The organism is Streptomyces sp. NPDC097981, assembly GCF_040302565.1.
Classification (GTDB): Bacteria; Actinomycetota; Actinomycetes; order Streptomycetales; family Streptomycetaceae; genus Streptomyces.
The window spans coordinates 101,332-124,711 of sequence record NZ_JBEORW010000027.1 but is presented as its reverse complement, the minus strand read 5'-3'; the positions used below and the strand labels follow the sequence as shown (position 1 = coordinate 124,711).

Genomic DNA, 23,380 nt, shown 5'->3' with positions numbered 1-23,380 from the left:
CAGCTGCTGACTGGAACCGACCATCCCGCCGCCCTCCACCTGCTTGTCCGTCGGCAGGAAGAGCGCCCCCGCGGCTAAGGCTGCTCGGCCAGTCCCTCCGGGAGCCTGCCCGTGTGGACCACCCCGAGGGTCTGGGTGGCCCGGGTCAGGGCGACGTAGAGGTCGCTCGGCTCGTGGTCGGCGGGCTCCACGACGATCACCGAGTCGAACTCCAGCCCCTTGGCCTGGCGCGGGTCCAGCAGGACGACCGTACGGGTGAGGTCCGGCTCCTCCCCCGCCGTGACGCCGGGCAGCGCGGCGGCCAGTGCCCCGTGCAGCGGGCGCGGCGCGATCACCGCCAGCCTGCCGCCGCGGCCCTCGGCCGCAGCAGCGCCGCGCACCGCGTCCGCGACCGTGCGGGCCAGGTCGTCCGTCGCCCGCACCCAGGGCCGCCGCCCCGTGGACCGCACCGAGCTCGGCGGCTCGAATCCGGGGTGGCGGGCGCGGAGCACGGCGGCCGCGACATCCATGATCTCCGCAGGCGTACGGTAGTTGACTCCGAGGCGCACCAGCTCGTAGCGGTCGCCGACGTACGGGTCCAGGATCCGCTTCCACGAGCCGCAGCCCGCCTCGTCGCCGGTCTGGGCCGGGTCGCCCACGAGCGTCATGGAACGGGTGGGGCAGCGCCGCATCAGCAACCGCCAGGCCATCTCGGACAGTTCCTGCGCCTCGTCCACGATGACGTGTCCGAAGGCCCAGGTGCGGTCGGCAGCGGCGCGCTCGGCGGCGCTGCGGTGGTCCGCCTCCTCGTGCCGCTCCGCCATCCGCTCCGCGTCGATGATGTCGTGCGCGGCGAGGAACTCGTTCTCCATGTCCTCGAATTCGTAGCTCTCGGACCCCTGGGACAGGTCCAGGACGCCCTGCGCGTACGCGATGCGCTCCTGCCGCTCCCGCTCCTCGGCGGCGCGCTGCGCGCTGTCGTCCACGCCGAGCAGCTCGGCGGCCTCGTCGAGCAGCGGGATGTCCGCGGGTGTCCAGTCGCCCGTCGTGCGCCGGATCAACTCGGCTTCGTGGACGGGCAGATGCGTGGGGTCTGCGAGGAAGCCGGCGATCAGCTGCCGGGGCGTGAGGTGCGGCCAGAGGCCGTCGATCGCGGCGTGCACCTCGGCGCTGGTGGCGACCTCCTTGCCGAGCTGCGCGATGTCGTCGGGGCCCAGCAGGTTGGGGCCGCCGTACGGATCGGCGCCGAGCCGGTCGGCGAGCTGCTGCGTGAGGGCGTCGATGACGCGGAACGCGAAGTACGGGCGGGCCAGGTTGTGCGGCAGCCCGGTGGCCCGTGCCCGGTCCCGGGCCTCGTGCGCCATGGTCCGGTCCAGCAGCAGGGTGCCGTAGTCGTCGTGGTCGATCTCCAGGGCCGGTTCCGGGAGCACGGCGCTGTCCTCGCCGCTGCCGGCGGGTACGGTCTCCGGCAGCGCCTGCCGGTCGCGTACGACCCGGGCGAGGACCTCGGCCATGTCCGCGCGGCCCTTCACGGCGGCGGCGCCGGGCCGGTCGGTTCCGGTCGCCCGGACGCCGGGGAACAGCTCGCCGAGGGTGGAGAGCAGGACGCCGGTCTCGCCGAGGGCGGGGAGCACCTCGCCGATGTAGCCGAGGAACGCCGGGTTGGGTCCGACGATCAGCACGCCGCGCTTGGCGAGCAGTTCGCGGTGTGCGTAGAGGAGGTAGGCGGCCCGGTGCAGGGCGACGGCCGTCTTCCCGGTGCCCGGACCGCCTTCCACCACGAGGACGCCGCGGTGGGGCGAGCGGATGATGCGGTCCTGTTCGGCCTGGATGGTCTGCACGATGTCGTGCATGCGGCCCGTGCGGGCGGCGTCGAGCGCGGAGAGCAGCACGGCGTCCGCGTCCGCGCCCTCGTGGCCCGTGCGCTCGGTGTCGGTGAGGTCGAGGATCTCGTCGTGCAGGGCCGTGACCTCCCGCCCGCGGGTGGTGATGTGGCGGCGCCGGCGCAGCCCCATGGGAAAGTGCCCGGTCGCGAGGTAGAACGGGCGCGCCACCTCGGCCCGCCAGTCGAGGACCAAGGGGGTGCGGTCCGCGTCGTCCTGCCTGATTCCGATGCGGCCGATGTGGTGGTCATGTCCGTCGGAGAACTCCAGGCGACCGAAACACAATCCGTTCTCGCCCGTGTTCAGCGCGGAAAGCAGACCGGACTGCTCGGCGACGAGCACATCCCTCTCCAGCCGCGCCTGAAGCCCGCTCCCCGCCCCGGCCAGCGCCCGCTGCACGGCATGTTCGGCCTGGTCACGCAGTTCGTCCAGGCGCGCATAGAGCCCGTCGATGAATTGCTGCTCATTACGGAATTCCACGGTTGACAATTCCACTCCCGACCCGATACGATGTCCCCGTAAAGCTTCTTCACACCCTGCATTCATCAGGGCGCGAAACGTCAAATATACGCAGACGAATACCCCGGCCGTCAATTGGTCCGGGGTATTTTCCGTATCGCGGCGCCCGGGGTGCTACCGGGTGGGTGCGCCGCCCATCATCCGGAGCATCGACCGCCCGCCGGTACGGAAGAACCTCCACAGCAGGGCCGCGGCGAGCGCGAGGAACACGATGTTGAGCCAGGTCGTGTAGTTCCAGCTCACCCCCTCCATGGGGATCTTCGCGTCCTCCCGGTCGGGAATGAGGCCGAGCGCGCCGAAGACGAACTCCACGGCGTAGCCGGCGGCCACCATGGCGGGGTAGAAGGTGGCGAGGAGGAAGAGGGTCGTCCTGCGCCCGTAGTACTTCCGGTAGATGTTGAGGATCGGCAGGATCAGCAGGTCGGCGAAGATGAACGAGACGACGCCGCCGAAGCTGATACCGCCCTTCCAGAGCACCACGGCGAGCGGGACGTTGCCGATGGAGCAGACGAACGAGGCGATCGCCACCACAGGGCCGACGACCGGGCCCCACAGCTTCGACGCGACCGGATGGCCCTCGAAGAAGAAGGACTGCCAGAAGGAATCCGGCACCCAGGCGGCGATGGCCCCCGCAATGAGCAGGCCGGCCACCAGGTCGCGCAGGATCGCTGCCCACTCCATGGTGAAGATGTGCGCGGTCGAGGTGAAGCCCGCCCCGGACAGCAGCCGCCGGGCGAATGAGCCCCCGCCCTGTACGGACATGTCCATCGCCGCGTGCCCCTCCATCGATCCGGACAGCCCGCGGTCCGCCTGCTCGCGGGCCTCGCGCAGCAGCCCTTCGTGCAGGAACAGCCGGAACAGCACCGCCAATACGATGATCATGATCGGGCCGCCGGTGAACTCCGCCAGGGTGAACTGCCACCCCATCAGCAGGGCCAGGATCACCCCGAGTTCGACGACCAGGTTGGTGGAGGCGATCTCGAAGGCCATCGCGGCCGTGAAGTCGGCGCCCTTGCGGAACAGCGACCGCGCGAGTGCCACGGCGGCATAGGAGCACGAGGACGACGCCGCCCCGAGCCCGGCGGCGACGGCGAGCGTCCGGGGGCGGTCGTCGCCGAGCAGGGAGACGATCGTGGACTTGTGCACCACGGCCTGGACGACGGCGGACAGGGCGAACCCCAGGATCAGCGCCCAGGTGATCTCCCAGGTCATCGCGCCGGTGATGGACAGTGCGTGCAGGATCGCATCCATGGCCCCTCAGCCTTCTTCCGTGGCCGCGGGGCGCCACCCTAGGCCGATCCGGACGACCGGGGCGGCCGACGCGCGCAATCATTCCTTCCGGTTCGCCAGCGCGGCGACGAGACCGCGCAGGCGCTCGCGCGGGTCCGCCGCGCCCGGTCGGGCGGTCATGAGCAGGTGATGGGCCGTGGCGACGACCGCGAGGGCCAGGGCCCCGCAGTCCTCCGTCTCCGGGAGCCGCCCGAGGTGCTGTTCGGCCCGCAGGTACGCGGCGAAGGACGCCTCGATGGAGTCCAGACCCGGCTCCCCCTGCCGCCAGGCCTCCTGGATGCGGGCCGAGGCGGCGGGGCGTGCCAGAGCGAGCGCTGCGAACGCGGGGCCGTGCGCGTCCAGTAGGGCCAGCGCGCCTGCGGTCATGTTCTCGGCGACGGTACGGAGCCCGGCCTGTGCGGGGAGGGCCTCGGCCGCGGCCGCCAGCAGCCGGAACCGGCGGAGCACCAGGTGGGCCACGAACTCGTCGAAGTCCGCGAAGTGGTTGTGGAGGAGGCCCTTCGCACATCCGGCTTCGCCGGTCACGGCCCGGCTGGTGAGGGCGCCCGGACCTTCCCGGGCCAGCAGGCGTTCCGCGGCCTCGAACAGCCGGTCCCGCACTCCCTCGATCGCTACGCCCCGTGGCGACACGGCTGCCCCTTCCGACACTCCGAACACGGATTCCGCCCGACCTGTGGCACGTATGGGCGTCTGCCCATACTGTATGGGCAGACGCCCATACTAGTCGCCCGAGCGGCGCCGACAACGGGGAGAGCACCATGCGGGACATCGTCAACACCCAGCAGGATCAGGCCTGGAACGGATTTGACGGCGAGCATTGGGCCGCTCACCACGACCGCTGGAACGCCGTGAACGCCGGGTTCAACCAGCCGCTGCTGGAGGCCGCCGCGGTCGGAGCCGACGACCGGGTGCTGGACATCGGCTGCGGGGCCGGACAGACCTCCCGGCTGGCCGCCCGGCGGGCGGCTCGCGGGCAGGTGCTCGGCCTGGACCTCTCCGAGCCCGAACTCTTCACGGCCCGCCGCCTCGCCGCCGAGGAGGGGCTCGGGCACCTGGAGTTCCGCCGCGGCGACGCACAGGCCCACGCCTTCCCGCCGGGCGGCTTCGACGTGGCGATCAGCCGGTTCGGGATCATGTTCTTCGACGACCCGGTCGCCGCCTTCGACAACATCCGCCGCGCCCTGCGTCCCGGCGGCCGCCTGGCCTTCGTCGCACCGGCCGACCCCGGCAGCACCGAGTGGGCCACCGTGCTCGGCGCGATGGCCGATGAGGCGCCGGTGCCGGACTTCACCGCCGCCGGCACCGGGCCGGGCATGTTCTCCCTCGCCGATCCGGCCCGCGTCCGGGACGTCCTCACCGCCGCAGGCTTCGAGCCCCCGGCCGTCACCCACGTGGAGGCACTCCAGCACTGGGGGCGGGACGCCCGGGACGCGGCGGACTTCCTGCTCGGCTCCGGCCCCGTCCGGTTCCTCCTGAGCGGGCTCGCGCCGGACGCCGCCGAGCGCGCCGGGGCGGCGCTCACCACCGCCATGCAGGCCTTCGCACGGCCCGACGGCGTGTACCTGCGGGCTGCCGCCCGGCTGGTCACCGCCACCCGTCCGGACCTGCCCGCGTAGGACTTGGGGCGCCGCCCCGCGCGTCACCCGGACGGCTCACCCGTCAGGCTTCCCGCGCCGCGCACTGCTTTGGTGGGTACAAGAGCTGTCCACCACATGGAGCACTCTCATGTATGAAATGCAGGTCGGTGAGGCGGCCACAGGGTCCGGCCTCGTATGGCACGTAGTCGCCCGTGACCGCACGGCCACCTTGTGCGGACGCCCCCTCCAGCCGGGAGGCAACGCCGAAACGGACCACCACTGCGCGCCGTGCATGACGGCCTTTCAGGACGTCATGCGGGAAGGCTCCGCGGGGTCCTGACCGCGACCGCGGTCAGCCCCGGGGGCGCGGGCCGCCGGGAACCGTCCGGTTCCGGCGGCCCGCGCCACCCCGAGAGCACATCAAAGCAATCCTTATGGATGAATGAAGGTGCTACCGTGCGCACTTATAGATGTGGTGGCGCCGTGTCCGAAGTGCGCCGCCCGAGCCACTCTGGGGTGCCGCCATGAAGACGATCGGACTGCTCGGGGGAATGAGCTGGGAGTCGACGGCCGAGTACTACCGGCTGCTGAACCAGCTCACCCGGGACCGGCTCGGGGGCCTGCATTCGGCCCGCTGCGTGCTGTACTCGGTGGACTTCGCGGAGATCGAGCGGCTCCAGGCCGAGGGCCGGTGGGCGGAGGCCGGCGAGGTGCTGACGGCGGCCGCCCAGCGGCTGGAGGCGGCCGGTGCCGATCTCGTGCTCATCTGCACCAACACCATGCACAAAGTCGCCGACCGCGTCCAGGCAGGCATCTCCGTGCCGCTCCTGCACCTCGCCGACGCCACCGCGGACGCCGTGAAGGCCGCGGGCCTGACCCGCGTCGGCCTGCTGGGCACCGCGTTCACCATGGAGCAGGACTTCTACCGCGGCCGACTCGCGGCGGGCGGACTCGACGTGTGCATCCCGGATGCCGACGGGCGCGCACTCGTCCACCGGGTGATCTACGAGGAGCTGTGTCTGGGCATCGTCCGCGAGGACTCGCGCGCCGCCTACCAGCGCGTCATCGAGGACCTCGTCGCCGCCGGCGCCCAGGGGATCATCCTGGGCTGCACCGAGATCGAGCTGCTCATCGGCGCTGCCGACTGCCCCGTGCCGGTCTTCCCCACCGCACGGATCCACGCCGAGGCCGCGGTCGCGGCGGCACTGCCGGCCGCCGGGCGATCGATGTGAGTCCATCGGTGCCCGCAATGGGCCGAGCCGCCGCGTGCCGTCCTTCGGCGCTCCGTCATCCGTCCGGCGGCGACGAGGTGGTGGTGGTGCACGTCCCGCGCCGGTGGTGACGCAGCCGGGCGGCCTCCGGCCCGGTGCCATACCGTGAGGCCGTACGAGAAAGCAGGCCGCGAGCGCGGCTGCACGGACCCGGGCGGGCGCATGGGCACACTGCGCCGTGCCCGAGGCCGACACGGACCGCGGGTCCGTCTATGCCCTCGGGTACGCCGGCACCCGGCTGGTGCTGCTCGGGCTGTGGTCGCCGGCCACCAGGTACCCCGAGCCCCTGCGCGTCCCGCGCTGTGCTCATCGCCGCCGAGATGGCCCTGCTGCTCACCGCGCGCGGCCGCGGGATCCCCGGCCGCCTGGACACCGGGCACATCGTGGAGCGGGTCGGGCTGTCCGTCATCATCGTGCTCGGCGAATCCGTCATCGCGCTGGTGACCTCCGCCGACCACACCTGGACCCTGCGGGCGGGGGTCGTCGGCGTCCTCGGCTTCGTTCTGCTCGCCGCGCTCTGGTGGTCGTACTTCGACTTCGGCTCGACCGCGGCCGAGCTGATGCTCGCCGAGGCCGGTGACCGCGAGGCCTACGTCCTCGCCCGCGACGTCGGCGGCTTCCTGCACTTCTTCGTGACCGCGGGCGTCCTGTGCATCGCCGCGGGCCTGGCCACCGCCGTCGACGAAGCCGGCCACGCCCATCTGCCGACCGGCGCGGCGTGGGTCCTGGCCGGCGGCCTGGCCCTCTGCCACGCGGCCCACGCCGGCATCGCCCTGCGCTACGGCCGCCCGCCAGCCTCCGTCGCCGTCTGGGCCGTTCCCGGCATCGGCATCCCGCTGCTCGTCGCCTGGGGCGCCGTTCACCTCGCGCCCTGGCCGGTCGTCCTGCTGCTGGCCGCCGAAGCGATCGCGCACCTGCTCTACGCACGCAGGATGCTTCGCCGCCGCCTCGCGGCCGCACCCGCGCCCTGACCCGCCCTCGTCCGCGGCCCTACGGTGCGACCGGCTCCACGGGGAGGAGGTCCGGGCGCTTGGCCGTACGGGAATCCCCGGAGGAGCGGCCGCGCAGGCGTCTGCCCAGCCAGGGCCCCAGGAACGCGACGGCCCAGCGCAGTTCGGCGAGGACCGTGGGTGAGGCCCCCCGGGCAGGGGGCAGCGGATGCGTCCAGGAGTCGTCGCTGCCCGGCAGGTCGAGGGCGTGGGCGAGCGAGGCGGCGATCCGCTCGTGGCCGAGCGGGCTCGCGTGCAGCCGGTCCGGGCTCCACAGGCGGGGGTCGGTGACCACCGGATGGCGGCCCGTCTCGACGACGACCACGCCATGGCGGCCTGCGGCCGCGCGGATCCGGTCGTTGAGGGCGCTCACCCGCGGGGCGAGCGGGCGGGCGAGCGGGGTGATCCGGGCGAGGTCCGGGAAGGTCACCGTGGCAACGCGGGCTCCCTGGGCGGTGAGCGCGCCGAACATCGCCTCCAGGTGGCCGGCGACCTCGTCGGCGTCGAACCGCGGACGCAGCACGTCGTTGACCCCGGCGACCACGGTGGCCAGGTCGGGGCGCAGGGCGAGGGCCGGTGCGAGCTGCTCGGCGCGGACCTGCCCGGCCAGCCGGCCGCGGACGGCCAGGTTGGCGTACCGCAGGCCGGGATGGTGGAGCGCGAGCTGCTCGGCGAGCCGGTCGGCCAGCCCGCGCAGACCGGTCGTGTCGTCGCCGTCTCCGACGCCTTCGGTCTGGCTGTCGCCCAGGGCGACGTAGCGCAGGTACTGCTGCTCAGTGCCCGGCACGGGCCGCCTCCCGCTCCTGCAGGACCGCGATCGTACGTTCGCACCAGTCGCGGTTGCCCTGCTCGAAGGCGAGACCGCGCAGGCAGGTCAGGTAGGGGCCGACGCGCTCGCCGTGCCGGAGGAAGTCCTCCTCGGCGCGGTCGCCGCGCATCGTGCGCAGCAGACCGCCGAACAGCTCGGCCTTGGCCCGGGCGAAGGCGGCGCGCTCGGCGAGCTGTGCGACGAGCGTCGCGGTGTCGACGTGGTCGGCGGCCTGCACCTTGACGACCAGGTCGTCGCGGATGGAGGAGGGTTTGGCGGAGGAGGCGGTGAACTCCTCCAGCTCGGCGAGGCCGGCGTCGGTGACGGTGAACAGGCGCTTGTTGGGCCGGCTGTCCTGGACCACTTCCCGGCCCGCGATCAGCCCGTCCTTCTCCAGCCGGGCCAGCTCGGCGTAGAGCTGCTGCGGGAGGGCGTGCCAGAAGTTCGCCACACCGAGGTCGAAGGCCTTGGCCAGCTGGTACCCGCTCAACTCCTCGTCCAGCAGCGCCGCCAGTACGGCGTGGCGCAAAGCCATCGGATCGCCTCCTTCTCGCCCCTGTCCACGGACACCTTCCGCATGATACTCAAGAAACTGACTAATCACATTGATGAGTAGCCGAGTATCAGGGAGAAGCCGTGACCGCAGCAGACCGCTTCCGCGCCGCCGTCGACAGCCGTGACATCGCCGCCCTGGAAGACCTGTTCACCGAGGACGTCCGCCTGTACAGCCCCGTGAAGTTCACGCCGTTCGAGGGCCGGCCGATGGTGCTGGGGCTCTTCGGGGTGCTGCTGCGCACCTTCGAGGACTTCCGCTACGTGGGGCAGTACGCCGGCACCGCCGAGACGAGCGCCGACGGCTCCGTGTCCCCGTCGCAGATCCTGCTCTTCCGGGCGACGGTGGACGGCAAGGCGATCCACGGCATCGACCTGCTGCACCTCGCCGACGACGGCCGGATCAAGGAGTTCACGGTCATGGTCAGGCCGCAGTCCGCGGTGCACGCCCTGGGCCGGGCGGTCCTCGCCGGGCTGGTGGCCGACGGCCTGGCCCCGGCTCCGGCCGAGGGGTCTGCCACTCGTTAGGCTCGCGAGGCGGCAGGCGATCGTACGCACGCCCGGGACGAGCGGGCGTCCTGCCCGCGTCGAGACCCCGGGCGAGGCGGCCCGGGAAGCAACAGGAGAAGCGAGGAGTTGCGGATGACCGTCACCCCCCGAGTGGCGCTGGCCACGTCGGCCATGGGGCTGGCCTGGGACGCCGACCTGCCGCCCATGATCGAGGCGCTGCGCGCCCGCGGTGTCGACGCCGTGGCGGCGGCCTGGGACGCGGCCGGCTTCGACTGGTCGCAGTGCGACGCCGTGGTCATCAGGTCCACCTGGGAGTACGCCGGGCGGTGGCCGGAGTATCTGGCCTGGGCCGACGGGGTGCAGGGCGTCACGCGGCTCGACAATCCGGCCGGGATCGTGCGCTGGAACACCGACAAGCGCTACCTCGGGGAACTCGCCGGGCGCGGCGTCCCCGTCGTACCGACCCGGTTCATCGCCCCCGGCGAGGCCGTCGTCCTGCCCGGACACGGCCAGTTCGTCGTCAAGCCGACCGTGTCGGCCGGCGCCCGCGACACCGCACGGTACGCGGAACAGCACCACGACCTGGCCGCCGGGCACATCGCGGCACTCCACGCGGCCGGATCGACCGCGATGGTGCAGCCGTACCTGTCCCGGATCGACGAGGGCGAACGGGCCCTCGTCTTCCTCGGCGGTGACTTCAGCCATGCGATGCGCAAGGGGCCGGTGCTGACCGATGTCGGGGTCGTCGACAACGACCGCGTGCCGCATCCCGATCTGGTGCCGCACCGGCCGTCCGCGGCCGAACTGGCCCTCGCCGAGGCGGCGCTGGGGGCCGTTCCCGGGTCGGACGCCTTGCTGTACGCGCGGATCGACATCGCGTCGGCGGACGACGGTTCGCCCGTCGTGATGGAGGTGGAGCTCGTGGAACCCAACCTCTTCACGGGTCACAGCGAGCACGGGCTGCGGCGCTTCACGGACCTCGTCCACGAGCGCGCCGCGGCCGGCTAGTACGGCCGGGCCTCCCGTCGGTCACCGGCGGGCGCCGGATGCACGCCGTCCGACGTCCGCGGCGACGGGCAGGCAGGGTTCCCGCGGGCCGTCATCCTGCCGGCGCACGGCCGGGAACCGTGCTGACCCGGGCGAGGACGAGAACCGTGTCGTCGGTCGCCGGGTCGGGGAGCAGGTTCGCGAGGATGCGGTCGGCTGCCTCCTCCAGCGAGCCCAGGGGCGCCCGCAGCTGCTCGCGCAGCGCGTCCACGCCGGTGTCGATGTCGTGGCCGCGGGCTTCGATGAGGCCGTCGGTGTACAGGGCCACGGTGGCGCCCTCGGGGATCTCGACCTCGACCGACCGGTACGGTACGCCGCCCACGCCGAGCGGGACTCCGAGCACGTCGCCGACGGTGTGCACGGTCCCGTCCCGGTGGCGTACCAGGGGCGGGGGGTGGCCGGCGTTGGCGATGCGGGCGCTGCCGGTGTGGGGGTCGTACAGCAGGTACAGGCAGGTCGCCCATTCGATGCCGGCCTCCTGGGCGCAGACGTCGAGTTCTTCGAGCAGGGCGGCGGGCTCCGCGGTGTGCCGGGCGAGCGTCTTCGCGGTGATCCGCAGCCGGCCCATGGCCGCGGCAGCGGGAACGCCGTGTCCCATCACGTCGCCGACGACGATGGCGACCCGGTCGCCGGGCAGGGTGGTCGCGTCGTACCAGTCGCCGCCGACCTCGGTGACGCGGCTTCCGGGCAGGTAGCGGACGCTGATGTCCACGTAGGGGCCGGCGGCGGGGGCGCTGGGCAGCAGGGCCCGCTGGAGGGTGATCGCGATGTCCCTGACCGTGCTGTACAGCCGGGCGTTGTCCAGGCACAGGGCGGCCCGGGAGGCCAGTTCGCCGGCGAGGCCGAGGTCCTCCTCGGCGAAGGCCGGGCGGGCGGCGGAGCGGCCGAACATCGTGATGCCCTGTACCGTGCCGCGGGCGACGAGCGGTGCGATGAGGATGCAGGCCACCCCGCTCTCCAGCAGCAGCCGCGCGCGGTACTGCTGCTCGACGCTCCGGGTCACGAACTCCTCGTCGACCGTGACGCAGAGCGGGCGGCCCGTGCTCACCATCTCGTGGACGCTGGAGCCCGGCGGGTACGCGACCTTCTCCAGGCCGCTCACCAGTTCCACGGCGGGCTCGGGGAGCGTGGTGCCGGACGCGATCCGCCGGGTGGCCAGGGGCAGCGCCGGGTCGAACGCCACGGTCTCGTCCATCCACTCCACGAGTTCGACGACGCAGGCGTCGCAGAAATCCGGGACCACCGCTTCGACCAGCTCGCGTGCGGTGGTGTTCACGTCCAGGGTCGTGCCGATGCGGGCCGCGGCCCGGTCGAGCAGGGCCAGGCGCCGGCGGGCCGCCGTCGCCTCCAGGATGGCCTGCTCGCGGTCGGTGACGTCCAGCAGCAGTCCGCCCACGCCGCGCCGGGTGTCACCCGCGCCGCTGAGCGGGAAGAAGCTGACCGAGCGCACCTGGTCGCGGTCCGGGTGACCCGGTGTGCGCAGCCCCACCAGGGTGCCGATGACGGGCCCGCCGCCCTCGGCCACGGCCCGGAGCATGCGCTGGTACTCCCCGCCGTCCGAGGTGATCATGATGTCCGCCACCGGGCGGCCCAGGTGCTCGTCGAGCGGGACCCCGTCCATGTCGGCCAGGGCCTGGTTGAGGTGGACGTAGCGCAGTTCCTCGTCCAGCATGACCAGGCCGATCGGGCAGGTCTCGAAGAGGGCGTCGAGGAAGGTCAGGTTGGTCTTCACCCGGTCGAGCTCGTCGCCCCGGCTGGCCAGTCCCAGGACCACGGAGCGGCCGGTGGACCCGGTCATCGGGAAGACGCGGAAGCCGCAGTCGAACACCGTGCCGTCGCGGTGCAGCGCGGGCAGCCGTACGCGCCAGTAGCCGAGGACGCGGGCGCGCTCGACGAGGCGCGCGGCCGAGCCGGGACCGTTCCCCGGGGGCGGCTCGGGGAAGAGGGCGGAAGCGGGCCGCCCCAGCACCGCCTGGGTCTCGTGGCCGAAGAGGTGCCGCGCTCCGGGGCCCCAGTAGCAGACCTGGTCCTCGTCGTCGATGCCGAAGACCGCCACCACCACGTGCTCCAGCAGGGATCCCGGTTCGGACCGGATCGGGCCGGGTTCCTCCGCGCCCCCCAGCCGGTCCGATGGCATCGGCAGGCCCCCTTCTGCGCACGGCTCGCGCGCGGCTGGCCGGAGCCCGCGCGGCGGACACGGGCTGCCCCTCAATTCTGCCCGCCATCGGGGAAGAGGACATCACCTGCGGTGTCCGGGAGCCGCCCGGTGACTACGGGTGACACTGCAGCCGCAGGCAGGCACGGGCACGGGACGGCGGCGGGCCCGGTCGCACCGCCGTCCAGGACGAGAGGCCCGTCGCGGGGACCGGACCGGCACCGGGCCGGGCGGGCACCGGGCCGGGCGGGCACCGGGCCGGGCGGGCACCGGGCCGGACCGGCACCGGGCCGGGCGGGCGCCGCAGCGGCCGGGCCGAGCCCGTCACGCGGTGGCCGCAGGCCCCGGCCCGGCCGTCGGGGCCCCGGGCTTCGCCGTCGCGCCCCGGACGGCCTCCGCCGGGTTGCCCCCCGCCTCGCGAGCGGGCAGGTCACGGCCGGTTTCCCGGCCGTCCCCGCGACGGGCAACAGGAAACCCGTCGACCCCCGCGGGCAGCCGGGCAAGGCTGAAGGCGTCAGCACCGAGGCAACCCAACAGGGGGACACCATGCGCAAGATGATCCGCGGCGCCGCTGCGCTCGCGACCGCCGCCGCAGCCGTCGTGGCACTGGCCGGCGCGGCCGACGCCAGGCCCGCCGACGACTGGGCGGGCTGTCCGTCCGGGGCGGTCTGCATCTACCCGCAGAACCAGAACCCGGCCGTCAAGCCGAGCCAGATCTTCTACAGCTACGGAGCCCACAACCTGAGCAACCAGTACGGCAATCACTGGGTCCTCAACAACCAGTACGGCGGAGCCACCGCCAGCCTGTGCACCGGCTACAACGGCGCGGGCTGCGGCTCGCCCATCGCCGAGGGGACCGGCGTCTACGCCGACCTCGGGCCGATCAACTCCATCACCCTCAACCGGCCGTAACCGAGCACCCGTTCGCAGCCTTCCGGATCCGCCGCCCCGGTGGCCCCGGAAGGCTGCTGTTCTGCGCGTTTTTCCGCCACGCCGGGCACAACGCGTGTTCCGCCGTGCGACCCCCGCGGTAGCCTGGCACCTTCCATCTCACAACCTGGGCGCGCTGTGCCATGGGGGATGCCGTGGGGAACCCGGACCGCGGACGGAACACCGATCACCAGCAGGATCCACCCGAAGCCGCGGAAGCCACCGGGGCCGACGACGGCTCCGGCGCGTCCTTCCCCGCCCGGCTGAGGCTCCTGCGGGTGCAGCGCGGCCTGTCGCTGGCCGATCTGGCCCGCCGGACGCACTACAGCAAGGGCTACCTGAGCAAGATCGAGACCGGCGCCAAGCGCGTCACCTTCGACGTGGCGCTGCGCTGCGACCAGGTACTGGAGGCCGGGGGCGCCCTCTTACGACTGGCCCCGGAGCCCGAAGTCCCCCGGGCCCGGACCGGATCCGGATCCGGGTCCGGCTCCGGCGGCCCGGCCGGTTCCGCTGCCGGTACCGGTACCGGCCCGGAACCGGCGAGGCCGCAGGCAGCGGGCGAGTGCCCCTACCGCGGCCTCGCCGCCTTCACCCCGCGGGACGCGGGCTGGTTCTTCGGCCGGGAAAGGGTCACCGCCGCTCTGGTCGAGCGGGTCTTCGAACGGATCGGCAGCGGCCCGCTGATGCTCGTCGGCCGGTCCGGCGCCGGCAAGTCGTCGCTGCTCAGCGCGGGTCTCGTACCGGCCCTGCGGCGGGCCGGCGGCTTCCCGATGGCGGGCGCCGACGGGTGGCCGGTCGTCCGGTTCACGCCGACCGCGCATCCGCTCCAGGAGCTGCTGGACTGCACCGCGAAGGCGCTGGGCGGCGATCTCGGCATCACCGCACGGGAGTTGCAGGACCGGCCGGAACGTCTGCTCGAAGCCGTCCACGGCCGGGCGGACGACACCCCTGCCGGAGTCGGGGAGCGCCAGGCCCCCACGGTCCGGCCGGTATTGCTCGTCGACCAGTTCGAGGAACTTTTCACCCTCTGCACCGACGAGGACGAACGGCGCGGCTTCGTCCGCGTGCTGTGCGCCCTGGCCACGGCGGCTCCGGGGGGCGCGGCACACGACCCGGCGGTCGTGGTCCTCGGCGTCCGGGCCGACTTCACGGCGGGCTGCCTGGACCTTCCCGGGCTGGCCCCGGTCTTCACCGACGGGCTCTTCGTCCTGCCCGCGATGTCCGTGGCGGAGCTGCGCGAGTCGATCACGCGCCCGGCGGAGCTCGCCGGGCTCACGCTCGAACCGGGTCTGGTCCCCCTGCTGCTGCGGGACGCGGGTCTGCGCGAGGAGCCGGGAGCGGCCGCCCCGGAGGCCGGGTCCGGGTCCGGGTCCGGGGACACGCCGTCCGGCGCCCTGCCGCTGGTTTCCCACGCGCTGATGGCCACCTGGCAGCGGCGCGAGGGGAGCACCCTGACCGTCGCGGGGTACGAGGACACGGGCGGCATCCAGGGTGCGGTCGCGCATACCGCCGAGAGCGTGTTCGCCCGCCTGTACCCGGCCGAGCAGCGGACGATCCGGCGCATCCTGATGGCGCTGGTCCATGTCGCCGACGGCACGGGGGCGACGCGGCGGCGCATGAGCCGGACCGCGCTGATGCAGCAGCCGGCCGCTGCGGACCGGGCCGCGGCGGCCCTCGACGCGTTCGTCCGGGCCCGGCTGATCACGATGGACAGCGACACCGTCGAAATCGCCCACGAGGCCCTGCTGCACGCCTGGCCGCGGCTGCGCGGATGGATCCACGCCGACCGGGACGGGCTGCTGGTCCACCGGCAACTGGCCCACGCAGCCGAGGAGTGGGAGCGCGAGGGCCGTGATCCCTCCGTCCTGTACCGCGGGACCCGGCTGGAGACCGCCCGCGCCTGGGCCGGCGAACTCGACGGCAGGAGCCGGCTCAGCCCCTCGGAGGCGGCCTTCCTCCGTGCGGGCCGGGCCGCGGAGGACGCCAGGCAGGCGCAGGCCAGGCGTCAGGTCCGGCTCCGGCAGCGGATGCTGGCCATGCTCGCCGTCCTGCTGGCCCTGGCCCTGACCGCCGGGGGGCTGGCGTACCGGCAGCGGGCGGAGGCGCTCGGCCAGGAGCGCATCGCCCGTTCGCAGGCCCTCGCCGTGCAGTCCACCTCCCTCGCCGCGGGCCGGCCCGAGGCCTCGATGAGGCTCGCCGAGGAGGCGTACCGCACCGGGGCGACGCCCGAGGCGCGGGGCGCGCTGCTGAGCACGCAGTCCCAGCCGTTCCTCGCCCGCCTCGGCGGGCACAGCGGCCCGGTCAACGCGGTGGCCTTCGCCCCGGGGAACCGGCTGCTGGCGACCGCCGGTTCCGACGGGAAGGTGCTGCTGCGCCGGGTCGCGGACCATCGGACGACGGTGACGCTGACCATGCCGGGCCGGGTGCGCGCGGTCGCCTTCGGCCCCGACGGCCGGATCCTCGCGGCGACGTCCACGGACGGTCCGGTGCGGCTGTGGGACACCGACGGGCACGGCGTCGCGGTGCTCCCCGCGCAGACGGCCGATGCCCGGGCCGTGGCCTTTGCGCCCGACGGGCACACGCTCGCCGTCGCGGGCGCCGACGGGACCGTGCGGCTGTGGGATCCCGCGGGCGGCGGGGCCGCCGTGGCGGTGCTGGCCGGCCACACCGGGAGGGTCGACGCCCTGGCGTACGCGCCGGACGGCAGGACGCTGGCGTCGGCGGGCACCGACCAGACCGTACGGCTGTGGGATCCGGCGGGGGCACGCCAGCTCGCCGTCCTGGCGGGGCACACCGGCGAGGTGCTGGGGGTGGCGTTCGCGCCGGACGGGCGGACGGTGGCCTCCGGGGGCGCCGACCGGACCGTACGGCTGTGGGACCTGGCCGAACGCCGTGCGACGGCGACGCTGACGGGCCATAACGACGACGTCAACGCGGTCGCCTACACCCCGGACGGCACCACGGTCGTCAGCGCGAGCGGCGACGGCACCACCCGGCTGTGGGACGTGCGCAGCGGCAGACTGGCCTCGACGCTGTCCGGACACACCGACTACGTGCTCGCGGTCGCGGTGGACTCCGGCGGCACGATGCTGGCCACCGCAGCCTTCGACCAGTCGGTGGTTCTCTGGGACCTGCGCGGTCCGGTCCTGGCCCCGCGCCCGTTCACGGAGATCTGGCACGCCGCGTACAGCCCGGACGGGAAGCTGCTGGCCACCGCCGACGCCGATCACACGGTGCGGCTGTGGGACGTGGCGGCGCGGCGGGTGGTGGCGGCGTTCGAGGGGCACACCGAGACGGTGTTCTCGGTGGCCTTCTCCCCCGACGGGGGGATGCTGGCGTCGGCGGGCTCCGACGGGACGGTCCGGCTGTGGGACGTGGCCTCGCGTACGGCCCTGGGCACGCTCGCCGGTCACACCGGGACCGTGTTCGCCGTGGCCTTCTCCCCGGACGGGCGGACGGTGGCCTCGGCCGGTTCCGACCGGACGGTACGGCTGTGGGACGTGGCCTCCCGTACGGCCCTGGTCACACTCACCGGTCACACGGACTTCGCGAACGACGTGGTGTTCGGTCCGGACGGCCGCACCCTCGCGAGCGCCGGGGACGATCTGACGGTACGTCTGTGGGACGTGCCCGGGCGGCGGCCCCTGGCCACGCTCACCGGACACGCGGGAGCGGTACGGGCCGTCGCGTTCAGCCCGGACGGGCGGACGCTGGCGAGCAGCGGCAACGACGGCACCGTACGCCTGTGGGACGCCCGGCGGTTCACGCCCGGGGCCGTGCTGGCGGGCCACACGGGCTCCGCGCGCGCCGTCGCCTTCTCCCCCGACGGGCGGACCCTGGCCAGCAGCGGCAATGACCGTACGGTGCGGCTGTGGGACGTGGCGGGGCGGCGGTTGCGGGCCGCGCTGACGGGCCACACCAGTGCGGTGTGGGGCGTCGCCTTCTCCCCCGACGGGCGGACGGTGGCCAGCAGCAGCAACGACGGCACGGTACGGCTGTGGAACCCGGACCCCGAGGCCCGGCTGGCGGAGATCTGCCGGCTGCGCGCAGGCGACGACGGCACGCCGGACGCGCGGGCGTCCGCCGCGCGGTGTGCACGAAAGCCCTGACGGGGCGGGGGTTTCCCGGGGGTTTCCCGTTGCCCTTCCGGGTGGGGTGACGCCGGGACCTCGACGCGGGGCGGCCGGGGCGCCCAGGCTCGTTCCGTGTGCGGCACGGGCCAACGGCCCTTCCGCGCAGGGTGCTTCCGCGCGTGCCCTCTCAGCGCGCCCGCCCGCGGCGGCTTCCCGCGCCGCCTTCCCACGGCAACGAGAAACGAGGATCCCGCATGCTTCGCCGGTCCGGTCTCATCGGCACACTCATCGCGCTCCTGGCCTGCCTACTGTGGGCCCCCGCTTCCGCGTCGGCCGCCGACGGCTCGTGCCGGGTCCTGGCCCCGGGGGCGTCCGCAACGGCCGAGCGGGCCGTCGGCGCCGCCTGCGCACAGGTTTCTGCCGACGTCTGGTACACGTGGGGCGGCGGCCACGGTCCGCAGCCCGGCCCCACCCATGGGCAGGTGGACCCTACGGATCCGGCCAGCGAGCACGATCCCGAACGGCTCGGCTTCGACTGCTCGGGGCTGGTGCGCCATGCCTATGCGCAGGCCGCGGGCGAGGACATCCTGAACGGGGTCGCCAGTGCCCAGTACTACACGCACCACGCGGCCGAACGCTTCACCGCGGCACAGGGCCTGGCCCCGCTGCTCCCGGGCGACCTGCTGGTGTGGGGCACCTCTCAGGACCTGCACCACATCGCGATCTACCTGGGTGCGGGCAAGATGGCGGAGGCCCGTCAGTCCGGAACGAAACTGATGGTCAGCGACGTCCGGCTGGACAGCGGTTACCACGGGGCGGTGCGCATCGACCCCGGTCCGGTCACCGGGCACGTGTTCCGGACCTGGGGCAACGGTGTCTGGACCAAGGACCGGCCCTCCACCGCGGCCGCGCGCGTCTACGCCTTCCCGGGGCCGACGACGATCCGGGTCCAGTGCCAGAAGCACGCGGAGGTGGTCACCTCCGACGGCTACACGAACGACGCGTGGTCCTACCTGCCCGACTACCGGGCATGGGTCACCAACATCTACATCCAGGGCCCCGCGTGGCTGGAAAACGTCCCCTCCTGCGCCTTCTGAGGCGGTACGGGATCGGACCCCGTCCTACCAAGCACGTACGATCGCAGGCCGCGGACTTGATCGCCTGTGGCGGCGAGTCCGCGACCGCGAAACCCTTCTTGTCACTCCGTAGTTGAGGAACAACGTGCGCCTGCCTCTCGACCGACGCCTGACTCTCAGCGCCGCCCTGCTCGCAGCGGTGGCCGGTGTGGTGCCGGCGACCGCCGCCCACGCAGCCCCGAGCCCCTTCGCCGGCCCGTCGGCGCAGCCCGCCGCGCCCGCACCCGCGCCGGTGCCCGATCTCGATGCCGTGACGCAGGCGTTGAAGAACACCACCGCGGCCGGGGCGCCCGGCGCCATGGTCCGCATCACCGGTTCCGGCGCGCCGCTGACCAGTGCGGTGGGCGTGCAGGACCGGACCACGGGCGCGGCCATGGACCTGAACGGCCGCTTCCGGATCGGTAGCGTCACCAAGACGTTCTCCAGCGTCGTCCTGCTCCAGCTGGTGAGCGAGGGGAAGCTGAGCCTGGACGCCCCGGTCAACCAGTACCTGCCCGGCCTGCTGCCCGACAGCCGGATCACGGTGCGTCACCTGCTCACCCACCGCAGCGGGTTGGCGGACTACACGAACGCCATGTTCGACAAGACCGTGCCCGGCTTCGAGGCCGTCCGGAACAAGGTCTTCACCTACCAGGAGCTGGTCGCCCTCTCGCTGCGCGAGCCGCGCACGACCGAGCCGGGCGTCTCGTACAACTACTCCAACACCAACTTCGTGGTCGTCGGCATGCTCATCGAGAAGGCCACCGGGCACGGCGTGGCCACGGAGTACGAGCGCCGCATCATCAAGCCCTTGAAGCTCAAGAACACCTCGTACGTGCACCCCTCCACGCAGATCAAGGGTGCGCACCTCCACGGCTACCTCACTCCGGACGAGGCCGGGGCGCCGCTGGTCGACTCCACCGAGCAGACGGTCTCCTGGGCGCAGTCCGCCGGTGCGATGATCTCGAACACGGCCGATCTGAACACCTTCGTGTCCGCGCTGCTCGGCGGCAAGCTGCTGGCACCCGCCATGCTGGGCGCCATGCTCAACGTGACCCCGACCGACACCACGAACACCCGTTTCTACGGTCTGGGCCTGCGCCGCTACGACCTGTCGTGCGGCACGTCGGTGTACGGGCACACGGGCACGGTGCAGGGCTTCTACACGTACGCCTTCGCGACCCGCGACGGAAAGCGCAGCCTTGCCGCAGTGGCGAACACCTCCAACAAGGGCGCCGCGAACACGGCCCTGGGCGGCACGCTCGAAGGCGCGTTCTGCGGGAAGAAGGGGCCGGTGGCCCCCACCGCCAAGCGCAGCTTCGCCCTGGTTCCGGCCCTGACCGCGGCCCCGGCCGAGAAGGACCTCCCGGAGCACGGCTCGCGCTGACGCCTGCGGCGGACGGCAGTCGCGGGGGCTGCCGTCCGTCCGGACGGCCGAGGGGCCCGAGGGGGGACGCAGAGCGGTCAGGCGGTGATCCGGATCTTGGACTGGCCGTGGCCGAACCGCTCCCAGTCGTCCATGAACCGTGCCGTCAGGCCGTGGCGGGCCGCCAGGTCGACGAGGGTCGCGGTGCGGTAGTAGAAGTCCTCCCGCAGGACCTGGTGCTCCGTTCCCTCGGTGCGGTCGAAGGTGAAGTCGAAGAAACCGCCCGGGGCCAGGACGCGGCCGACGTGGGCGAAGCACTCCTCGATGATCTCGATCGGCGAGTGGGAGAACACGCTGTGGGCGTGCACGACGTCGAAGTACGCGTCAGGGAGGAAGTCCAGGGTGAGGTCCTGGGAGAGGGTGAGGTGCGGCAGCTTGCCCTGGAGCCCCTGGCGGGTCAGCGTCTGCTTCGCCGATATGAGGATGTCCGGCGAGATGTCCATGCCGTAGTAGTGGCCGGCGTCGAGGTGCTCGATGAACCGCCAGCCGGCGCGCAGGTTGCCGCAGCCGATGTCCAGCATCGTGTGGTGCGGGGCGAGGCCGTGCTCCACGAGGTAGTCGAACTGCATCTTGCCAAGGGCCAGCCATCGGTCGTGGGTCTGGCTGCCGACGGCGGCCTCGGGGTTGCGGGCGGTGTCGGAGGCCATGACCGCCCGGTAGTAGCCGACGTGGTCGGGGTGCTTGAGCCGCAGCCAGCTGTCGCGGGCGGCCCGGCGGACGTACGGCCCGATGCGGGCGGGGTTGCGCGCCGCGTAGCGGACCTTGTGGGTGAGGCTGGTGCGGTTGGCGACGAGGTTCTTCTTGGTTGCCATGGGGGGTTCCTCCGGAAGGAGCGGTGGAAGGGGCAGGGCTGCCGGGCGGCTTCGGCTCAGCCGAGGCGGCGGCTGCGCAGCAGGCAGGCCGTCAGGGTGACGAGGACCAGGGTGAGCAGGAGATAGACCGTGGTGTCGATCCCCTGGAAGGTCCAGAAGTCGGAGCTGGGGTAGACCTTGTGGACCCGGCCCACGAACCCGTGCTCGTCCATGCAGCGGCGCAGCTCGTCGCCCGAGAACAGGCAGTTCTCCAGCGGGTGCTGGCCCCCGTCGGGGGTGAGGTAGCGGTATCCCGCGGACCAGGCGCTGCCGATGAGCCGCTTGGGCGTCATCCCGGGGGTGATCCGGTCGACGGGGGTGACGAAGTCCCGGCGGAAGAAGGTCAGTACGGCGGCCGTACCGAGGACCACGGCGAGGGTCACGCCCATCGCGGGAAGGGTACGGCGCACCAGCAGACCGAGCGCGGTGCCCGCGGCCAGGGCGAACAGGGCGCCGGCGACGGCCGAGGGGCCGGACGCGTTGAGGATGTACGGGTCGTGCCAGTACACGCCGTCGTTCATGTTGGAGATCGGTGCCCACCACCAGGCGATGAGGCCGGCGACGGCGGTGGAGACGGCGACGGCGCAGAGCGCGGCGAGGCCGAACCGGGCGGCGAACCAGCTGCGGACGCCGGTGTTCTGTGTGAGGACGACCTTGATCGTGCCGCTCTCCAGCTCGCGGCCGATGAGCGGGGCTCCCCAGAACATGCCGATGGCCGCCGGAAGGACCAGGCCGAGGGCGCCCAGGGTCCGGATCCCCGCGTTGCCGTCGGACATGGCCGCGTAGGCCTCGGGCGGGCAGGTGCCGTTCCAGCCCTTGCACTCCGAGAGGTCGTAGCCGCTGATGGCTTCGATCAGGTCCGCCCGCCGCAGGGCGACCCAGATCGTGCAGACGGTGACGAGCAGGGCTGCGCTCAGGATGAGCGGGCGCTGCTGGCGCCAGGCCAGCCACAGGGTGCCATTCATGCCGCGGCCTCCGTTTCGTGGCCGGCCGTGGTGGCGGTCGGGGCGCTGCGGGGTCCGGAGCGCAGGTGGGCGAGCAGGAGCTCTTCGAGGGAGGGCGCCCTGGTGATCCAGCGCTCGTCGGCGCCCGCCGGGCGGGAGGAGCCGGGCGCGTTGCGGACGAGCGCGGTCAGCTGGCGGCCCGTGGTGGTGGCGTGGACGACGGCGCCGCGGTCGGCGCCGCGCGGCAGGCCGTCCGGGGTGTCGGGGTCGGCGCGGCCGGTGAGCCGGGTGTACGCCTCCCGCAGGTCCTGGGTGTCGCCGGCGAGCCGGATCCGTCCGCCCTGCAGGAGCAGGACGTGGTCGCAGACGTTCTCCAGCTCGGGCAGGACGTGCGAGGAGATCACGACGGTGATCCCGCAGTCGGCGGCCTCGGCCATGAGCAGGCCCGTCACCTCGTGGCGGACCAGCGGGTCGAGGTCGGCGAGCGGCTCGTCCAGGAGGAGCAGGTCGGCCTGTTTGCCGAAGGCCAGGGCCAGCGCGACACGGGTGCGTTTGCCTCCGGAGAGGGTGCCGATCCGGGCGCTGAGGGGGATCTCGCCGTCCCCCACGATGCGCTCGGCCTTCGCCTGGTCCCAGTGGTGGGGGCTGAGCCGGCGGCCCACGGCCAGCATGTCCGCGACGGTGAACTGCGGGTAGAGCGGCTTGTCCTGGCTGACGAAGGCCGTCCGGGTGCGCGCGGCCCGGCTGCCGGGGGCGGCACCGAAGACCCGGATCTCCCCGCAGGAGGGCCGCAGCAGACCGGTCAGGAGGTGGAACAGCGTGCTCTTGCCGGCTCCGTTGGGGCCGACGAGCGCGGCGATCCGGCCCGGCGGAAGGTCGAACTCGCAGTCGTGCAGGGCCCAGTTCCCCCGGAACTGCCGCCCTGCCGCTGAAGCCCGGATCGCCGGTTCGGCGGTCGGGTCGTTCACGTGGTGTCCTCTCGTTGCGTTCGTTCCGTGCCGGCCTGCGCGGGCCCCGTCCGCGTCGCCGCCTCGGCCAGCGCCGCCTCGACGAGCGCCAGGACGTCCTCGCGGCCCAGCCCCGCGCGGTGCGCCCTCGTCACCCAGGCGACGAGGTCGGCGCGCAGCGGCGAATCGGCTGCGGCCTCGGGGCGGGAGAGCGAGCGGGTGACGAACGTGCCCTGTCCCGGGCGGGGTTCGACGAGTCCCTCGCGCTCCAGTTCGCGGTAGGCCTTCAGCACGGTGTTGGGGTTGATCGCGGTGGCCTCCACCACGGCCCTGGCGGTCGGCAGCCGGTCCCCCGGTTCCAGTACGCCCAGCCTGAGCGCCTGTTTGACCTGGTTGACGAGCTGCAGATACGTGGCGACACCGCTGTGCCGGTCCACCTGAAACTCGATCATGCCTGCCTCGTTCCACTAATTCCTTAGTGGAATGGTGCAGCGAGGGATTACGGTCCGTCAAA

At 73.1% G+C, this 23,380-nt stretch carries 19 protein-coding genes; 9 read left to right on the top strand and 10 right to left on the bottom strand.

The features are described from left to right. Positions 1 to 74 precede the first annotated feature (74 nt). The 3 genes from ABTY04_RS25230 to ABTY04_RS25220 form a co-directional block, all read right to left on the bottom strand. A complete protein-coding gene (locus ABTY04_RS25230; protein WP_352215665.1) occupies positions 75 to 2,408 on the bottom strand; it encodes a HelD family protein in 2,334 nt (777 codons plus the stop codon). An 87-nt stretch (positions 2,409 to 2,495) separates the two neighbouring features. Next, positions 2,496 to 3,632, bottom strand: coding sequence for a permease (locus tag ABTY04_RS25225; RefSeq protein ID WP_352215656.1), 1,137 nt, complete (start codon positions 3,630 to 3,632; stop codon positions 2,496 to 2,498). A 78-nt stretch (positions 3,633 to 3,710) separates the two neighbouring features. Beyond that, positions 3,711 to 4,301 carry a TetR/AcrR family transcriptional regulator gene (locus ABTY04_RS25220; RefSeq protein WP_352215655.1) on the bottom strand — a complete coding sequence of 197 codons (591 nt, stop codon included), beginning with the start codon at positions 4,299 to 4,301 and terminating at the stop codon, positions 3,711 to 3,713. 128 nt (positions 4,302 to 4,429) lie between these two features. Here ABTY04_RS25220 and ABTY04_RS25215 point away from each other — a divergent pair, with 128 nt between their 5' ends. The 3 genes from ABTY04_RS25215 to ABTY04_RS25205 all read left to right on the top strand — a co-directional run bounded on the left by ABTY04_RS25215 (position 4,430) and on the right by ABTY04_RS25205 (position 7,490). Further along, positions 4,430 to 5,287: a class I SAM-dependent methyltransferase gene (locus tag ABTY04_RS25215; RefSeq protein ID WP_352215654.1), complete on the top strand. Its 858-nt coding sequence runs from the start codon at positions 4,430 to 4,432 to the stop codon at positions 5,285 to 5,287. A 485-nt stretch (positions 5,288 to 5,772) separates the two neighbouring features. Continuing rightward, positions 5,773 to 6,480: an aspartate/glutamate racemase family protein gene (locus ABTY04_RS25210; protein WP_352215653.1), complete on the top strand. Its 708-nt coding sequence runs from the start codon at positions 5,773 to 5,775 to the stop codon at positions 6,478 to 6,480. Positions 6,481 to 6,821: 341 nt separating this feature from the next. Further along, complete coding sequence (locus ABTY04_RS25205) at positions 6,822 to 7,490, top strand: low temperature requirement protein A (RefSeq protein ID WP_352215652.1); 669 nt, start codon at positions 6,822 to 6,824, stop codon at positions 7,488 to 7,490. Between the two features lie 19 nt (positions 7,491 to 7,509). On the opposite strand, the gene ABTY04_RS25200 is transcribed toward ABTY04_RS25205, so the two are convergent. Both ABTY04_RS25200 and ABTY04_RS25195 read right to left on the bottom strand, forming a co-directional pair. Then, positions 7,510 to 8,295 carry an SGNH/GDSL hydrolase family protein gene (locus ABTY04_RS25200; protein WP_352215651.1) on the bottom strand — a complete coding sequence of 262 codons (786 nt, stop codon included), beginning with the start codon at positions 8,293 to 8,295 and terminating at the stop codon, positions 7,510 to 7,512. Beyond that, the gene (locus ABTY04_RS25195; RefSeq protein ID WP_352215650.1) at positions 8,282 to 8,851 is read right to left on the bottom strand and encodes a PadR family transcriptional regulator; all 570 of its coding nucleotides are present in this window, start codon (positions 8,849 to 8,851) and stop codon (positions 8,282 to 8,284) included. The genes ABTY04_RS25200 and ABTY04_RS25195 overlap by 14 nt, the downstream gene beginning before the upstream one ends. 101 nt (positions 8,852 to 8,952) lie before the next feature. Here ABTY04_RS25195 and ABTY04_RS25190 point away from each other — a divergent pair, with 101 nt between their 5' ends. Then, positions 8,953 to 9,396: a nuclear transport factor 2 family protein gene (locus tag ABTY04_RS25190; RefSeq protein WP_352215649.1), complete on the top strand. Its 444-nt coding sequence runs from the start codon at positions 8,953 to 8,955 to the stop codon at positions 9,394 to 9,396. A 114-nt stretch (positions 9,397 to 9,510) separates the two neighbouring features. After that, positions 9,511 to 10,386, top strand: a complete 876-nt coding sequence (locus ABTY04_RS25185; RefSeq protein ID WP_352215648.1) for an ATP-grasp domain-containing protein — start codon at positions 9,511 to 9,513, stop codon at positions 10,384 to 10,386. Positions 10,387 to 10,477: 91 nt separating this feature from the next. Here the strand turns inward: ABTY04_RS25185 and ABTY04_RS25180 are convergent, their stop codons facing one another. Beyond that, the gene (locus ABTY04_RS25180) at positions 10,478 to 12,562 is read right to left on the bottom strand and encodes a SpoIIE family protein phosphatase (protein ID WP_352215647.1); all 2,085 of its coding nucleotides are present in this window, start codon (positions 12,560 to 12,562) and stop codon (positions 10,478 to 10,480) included. Between the two features lie 564 nt (positions 12,563 to 13,126). On the opposite strand from ABTY04_RS25180, the gene ABTY04_RS25175 reads away from it, so the two are divergent. From ABTY04_RS25175 to ABTY04_RS25160, 4 genes are all read left to right on the top strand, one after another. Beyond that, positions 13,127 to 13,492, top strand: coding sequence for a hypothetical protein (locus ABTY04_RS25175; protein WP_352215646.1), 366 nt, complete (start codon positions 13,127 to 13,129; stop codon positions 13,490 to 13,492). 161 nt (positions 13,493 to 13,653) lie between these two features. Then, positions 13,654 to 17,619: an nSTAND1 domain-containing NTPase gene (locus ABTY04_RS25170; protein WP_502996714.1), complete on the top strand. Its 3,966-nt coding sequence runs from the start codon at positions 13,654 to 13,656 to the stop codon at positions 17,617 to 17,619. 218 nt (positions 17,620 to 17,837) lie between these two features. After that, positions 17,838 to 18,680: a C40 family peptidase gene (locus ABTY04_RS25165; RefSeq protein ID WP_352215644.1), complete on the top strand. Its 843-nt coding sequence runs from the start codon at positions 17,838 to 17,840 to the stop codon at positions 18,678 to 18,680. A 130-nt stretch (positions 18,681 to 18,810) separates the two neighbouring features. Then, positions 18,811 to 20,085, top strand: a complete 1,275-nt coding sequence (locus tag ABTY04_RS25160) for a serine hydrolase domain-containing protein (protein WP_352215664.1) — start codon at positions 18,811 to 18,813, stop codon at positions 20,083 to 20,085. Between the two features lie 77 nt (positions 20,086 to 20,162). On the opposite strand, the gene ABTY04_RS25155 is transcribed toward ABTY04_RS25160, so the two are convergent. Genes ABTY04_RS25155 through ABTY04_RS25140 form a run of 4 tightly spaced genes read right to left on the bottom strand, consistent with a single transcriptional unit; the run spans position 20,163 to position 23,318 of the window. Continuing rightward, positions 20,163 to 20,936 carry a class I SAM-dependent methyltransferase gene (locus ABTY04_RS25155; RefSeq protein WP_352215643.1) on the bottom strand — a complete coding sequence of 258 codons (774 nt, stop codon included), beginning with the start codon at positions 20,934 to 20,936 and terminating at the stop codon, positions 20,163 to 20,165. Between the two features lie 56 nt (positions 20,937 to 20,992). Then, positions 20,993 to 21,940 carry an ABC-2 membrane transporter-related protein gene (locus ABTY04_RS25150; protein WP_352215642.1) on the bottom strand — a complete coding sequence of 316 codons (948 nt, stop codon included), beginning with the start codon at positions 21,938 to 21,940 and terminating at the stop codon, positions 20,993 to 20,995. Further along, positions 21,937 to 22,887 (bottom strand): ABC transporter ATP-binding protein, encoded by a 951-nt coding sequence (locus ABTY04_RS25145; protein WP_352215641.1) that lies wholly within the window; start codon positions 22,885 to 22,887, stop codon positions 21,937 to 21,939. Before ABTY04_RS25145 ends, ABTY04_RS25150 begins: the two co-directional genes overlap by 4 nt. After that, positions 22,884 to 23,318 carry a GntR family transcriptional regulator gene (locus ABTY04_RS25140; RefSeq protein ID WP_352215640.1) on the bottom strand — a complete coding sequence of 145 codons (435 nt, stop codon included), beginning with the start codon at positions 23,316 to 23,318 and terminating at the stop codon, positions 22,884 to 22,886. The genes ABTY04_RS25145 and ABTY04_RS25140 overlap by 4 nt, the downstream gene beginning before the upstream one ends. Between the last annotated feature and the right edge of the window lie 62 nt (positions 23,319 to 23,380).

What these genes read in the sequence shown, in the direction of transcription:
- ABTY04_RS25195 (WP_352215650.1), bottom strand. Translation starts at nt 8,851, where the DNA reads ATGGCTTTGCGCCACGCCGTACTGGCGGCGCTGCTGGACGAGGAGTTG.
- ABTY04_RS25215 (WP_352215654.1), top strand. Translation starts at nt 4,430, where the DNA reads ATGCGGGACATCGTCAACACCCAGCAGGATCAGGCCTGGAACGGATTT.
- ABTY04_RS25140 (WP_352215640.1), bottom strand. Translation starts at nt 23,318, where the DNA reads ATGATCGAGTTTCAGGTGGACCGGCACAGCGGTGTCGCCACGTATCTG.
- ABTY04_RS25230 (WP_352215665.1), bottom strand. Translation starts at nt 2,408, where the DNA reads ATGAATGCAGGGTGTGAAGAAGCTTTACGGGGACATCGTATCGGGTCG.
- ABTY04_RS25225 (WP_352215656.1), bottom strand. Translation starts at nt 3,632, where the DNA reads ATGGATGCGATCCTGCACGCACTGTCCATCACCGGCGCGATGACCTGG.
- ABTY04_RS25155 (WP_352215643.1), bottom strand. Translation starts at nt 20,936, where the DNA reads ATGGCAACCAAGAAGAACCTCGTCGCCAACCGCACCAGCCTCACCCAC.
- ABTY04_RS25150 (WP_352215642.1), bottom strand. Translation starts at nt 21,940, where the DNA reads ATGAATGGCACCCTGTGGCTGGCCTGGCGCCAGCAGCGCCCGCTCATC.
- ABTY04_RS25165 (WP_352215644.1), top strand. Translation starts at nt 17,838, where the DNA reads ATGCTTCGCCGGTCCGGTCTCATCGGCACACTCATCGCGCTCCTGGCC.
- ABTY04_RS25175 (WP_352215646.1), top strand. Translation starts at nt 13,127, where the DNA reads ATGCGCAAGATGATCCGCGGCGCCGCTGCGCTCGCGACCGCCGCCGCA.
- ABTY04_RS25180 (WP_352215647.1), bottom strand. Translation starts at nt 12,562, where the DNA reads ATGCCATCGGACCGGCTGGGGGGCGCGGAGGAACCCGGCCCGATCCGG.
- ABTY04_RS25170 (WP_502996714.1), top strand. Translation starts at nt 13,654, where the DNA reads ATGGGGGATGCCGTGGGGAACCCGGACCGCGGACGGAACACCGATCAC.
- ABTY04_RS25185 (WP_352215648.1), top strand. Translation starts at nt 9,511, where the DNA reads ATGACCGTCACCCCCCGAGTGGCGCTGGCCACGTCGGCCATGGGGCTG.
- ABTY04_RS25210 (WP_352215653.1), top strand. Translation starts at nt 5,773, where the DNA reads ATGAAGACGATCGGACTGCTCGGGGGAATGAGCTGGGAGTCGACGGCC.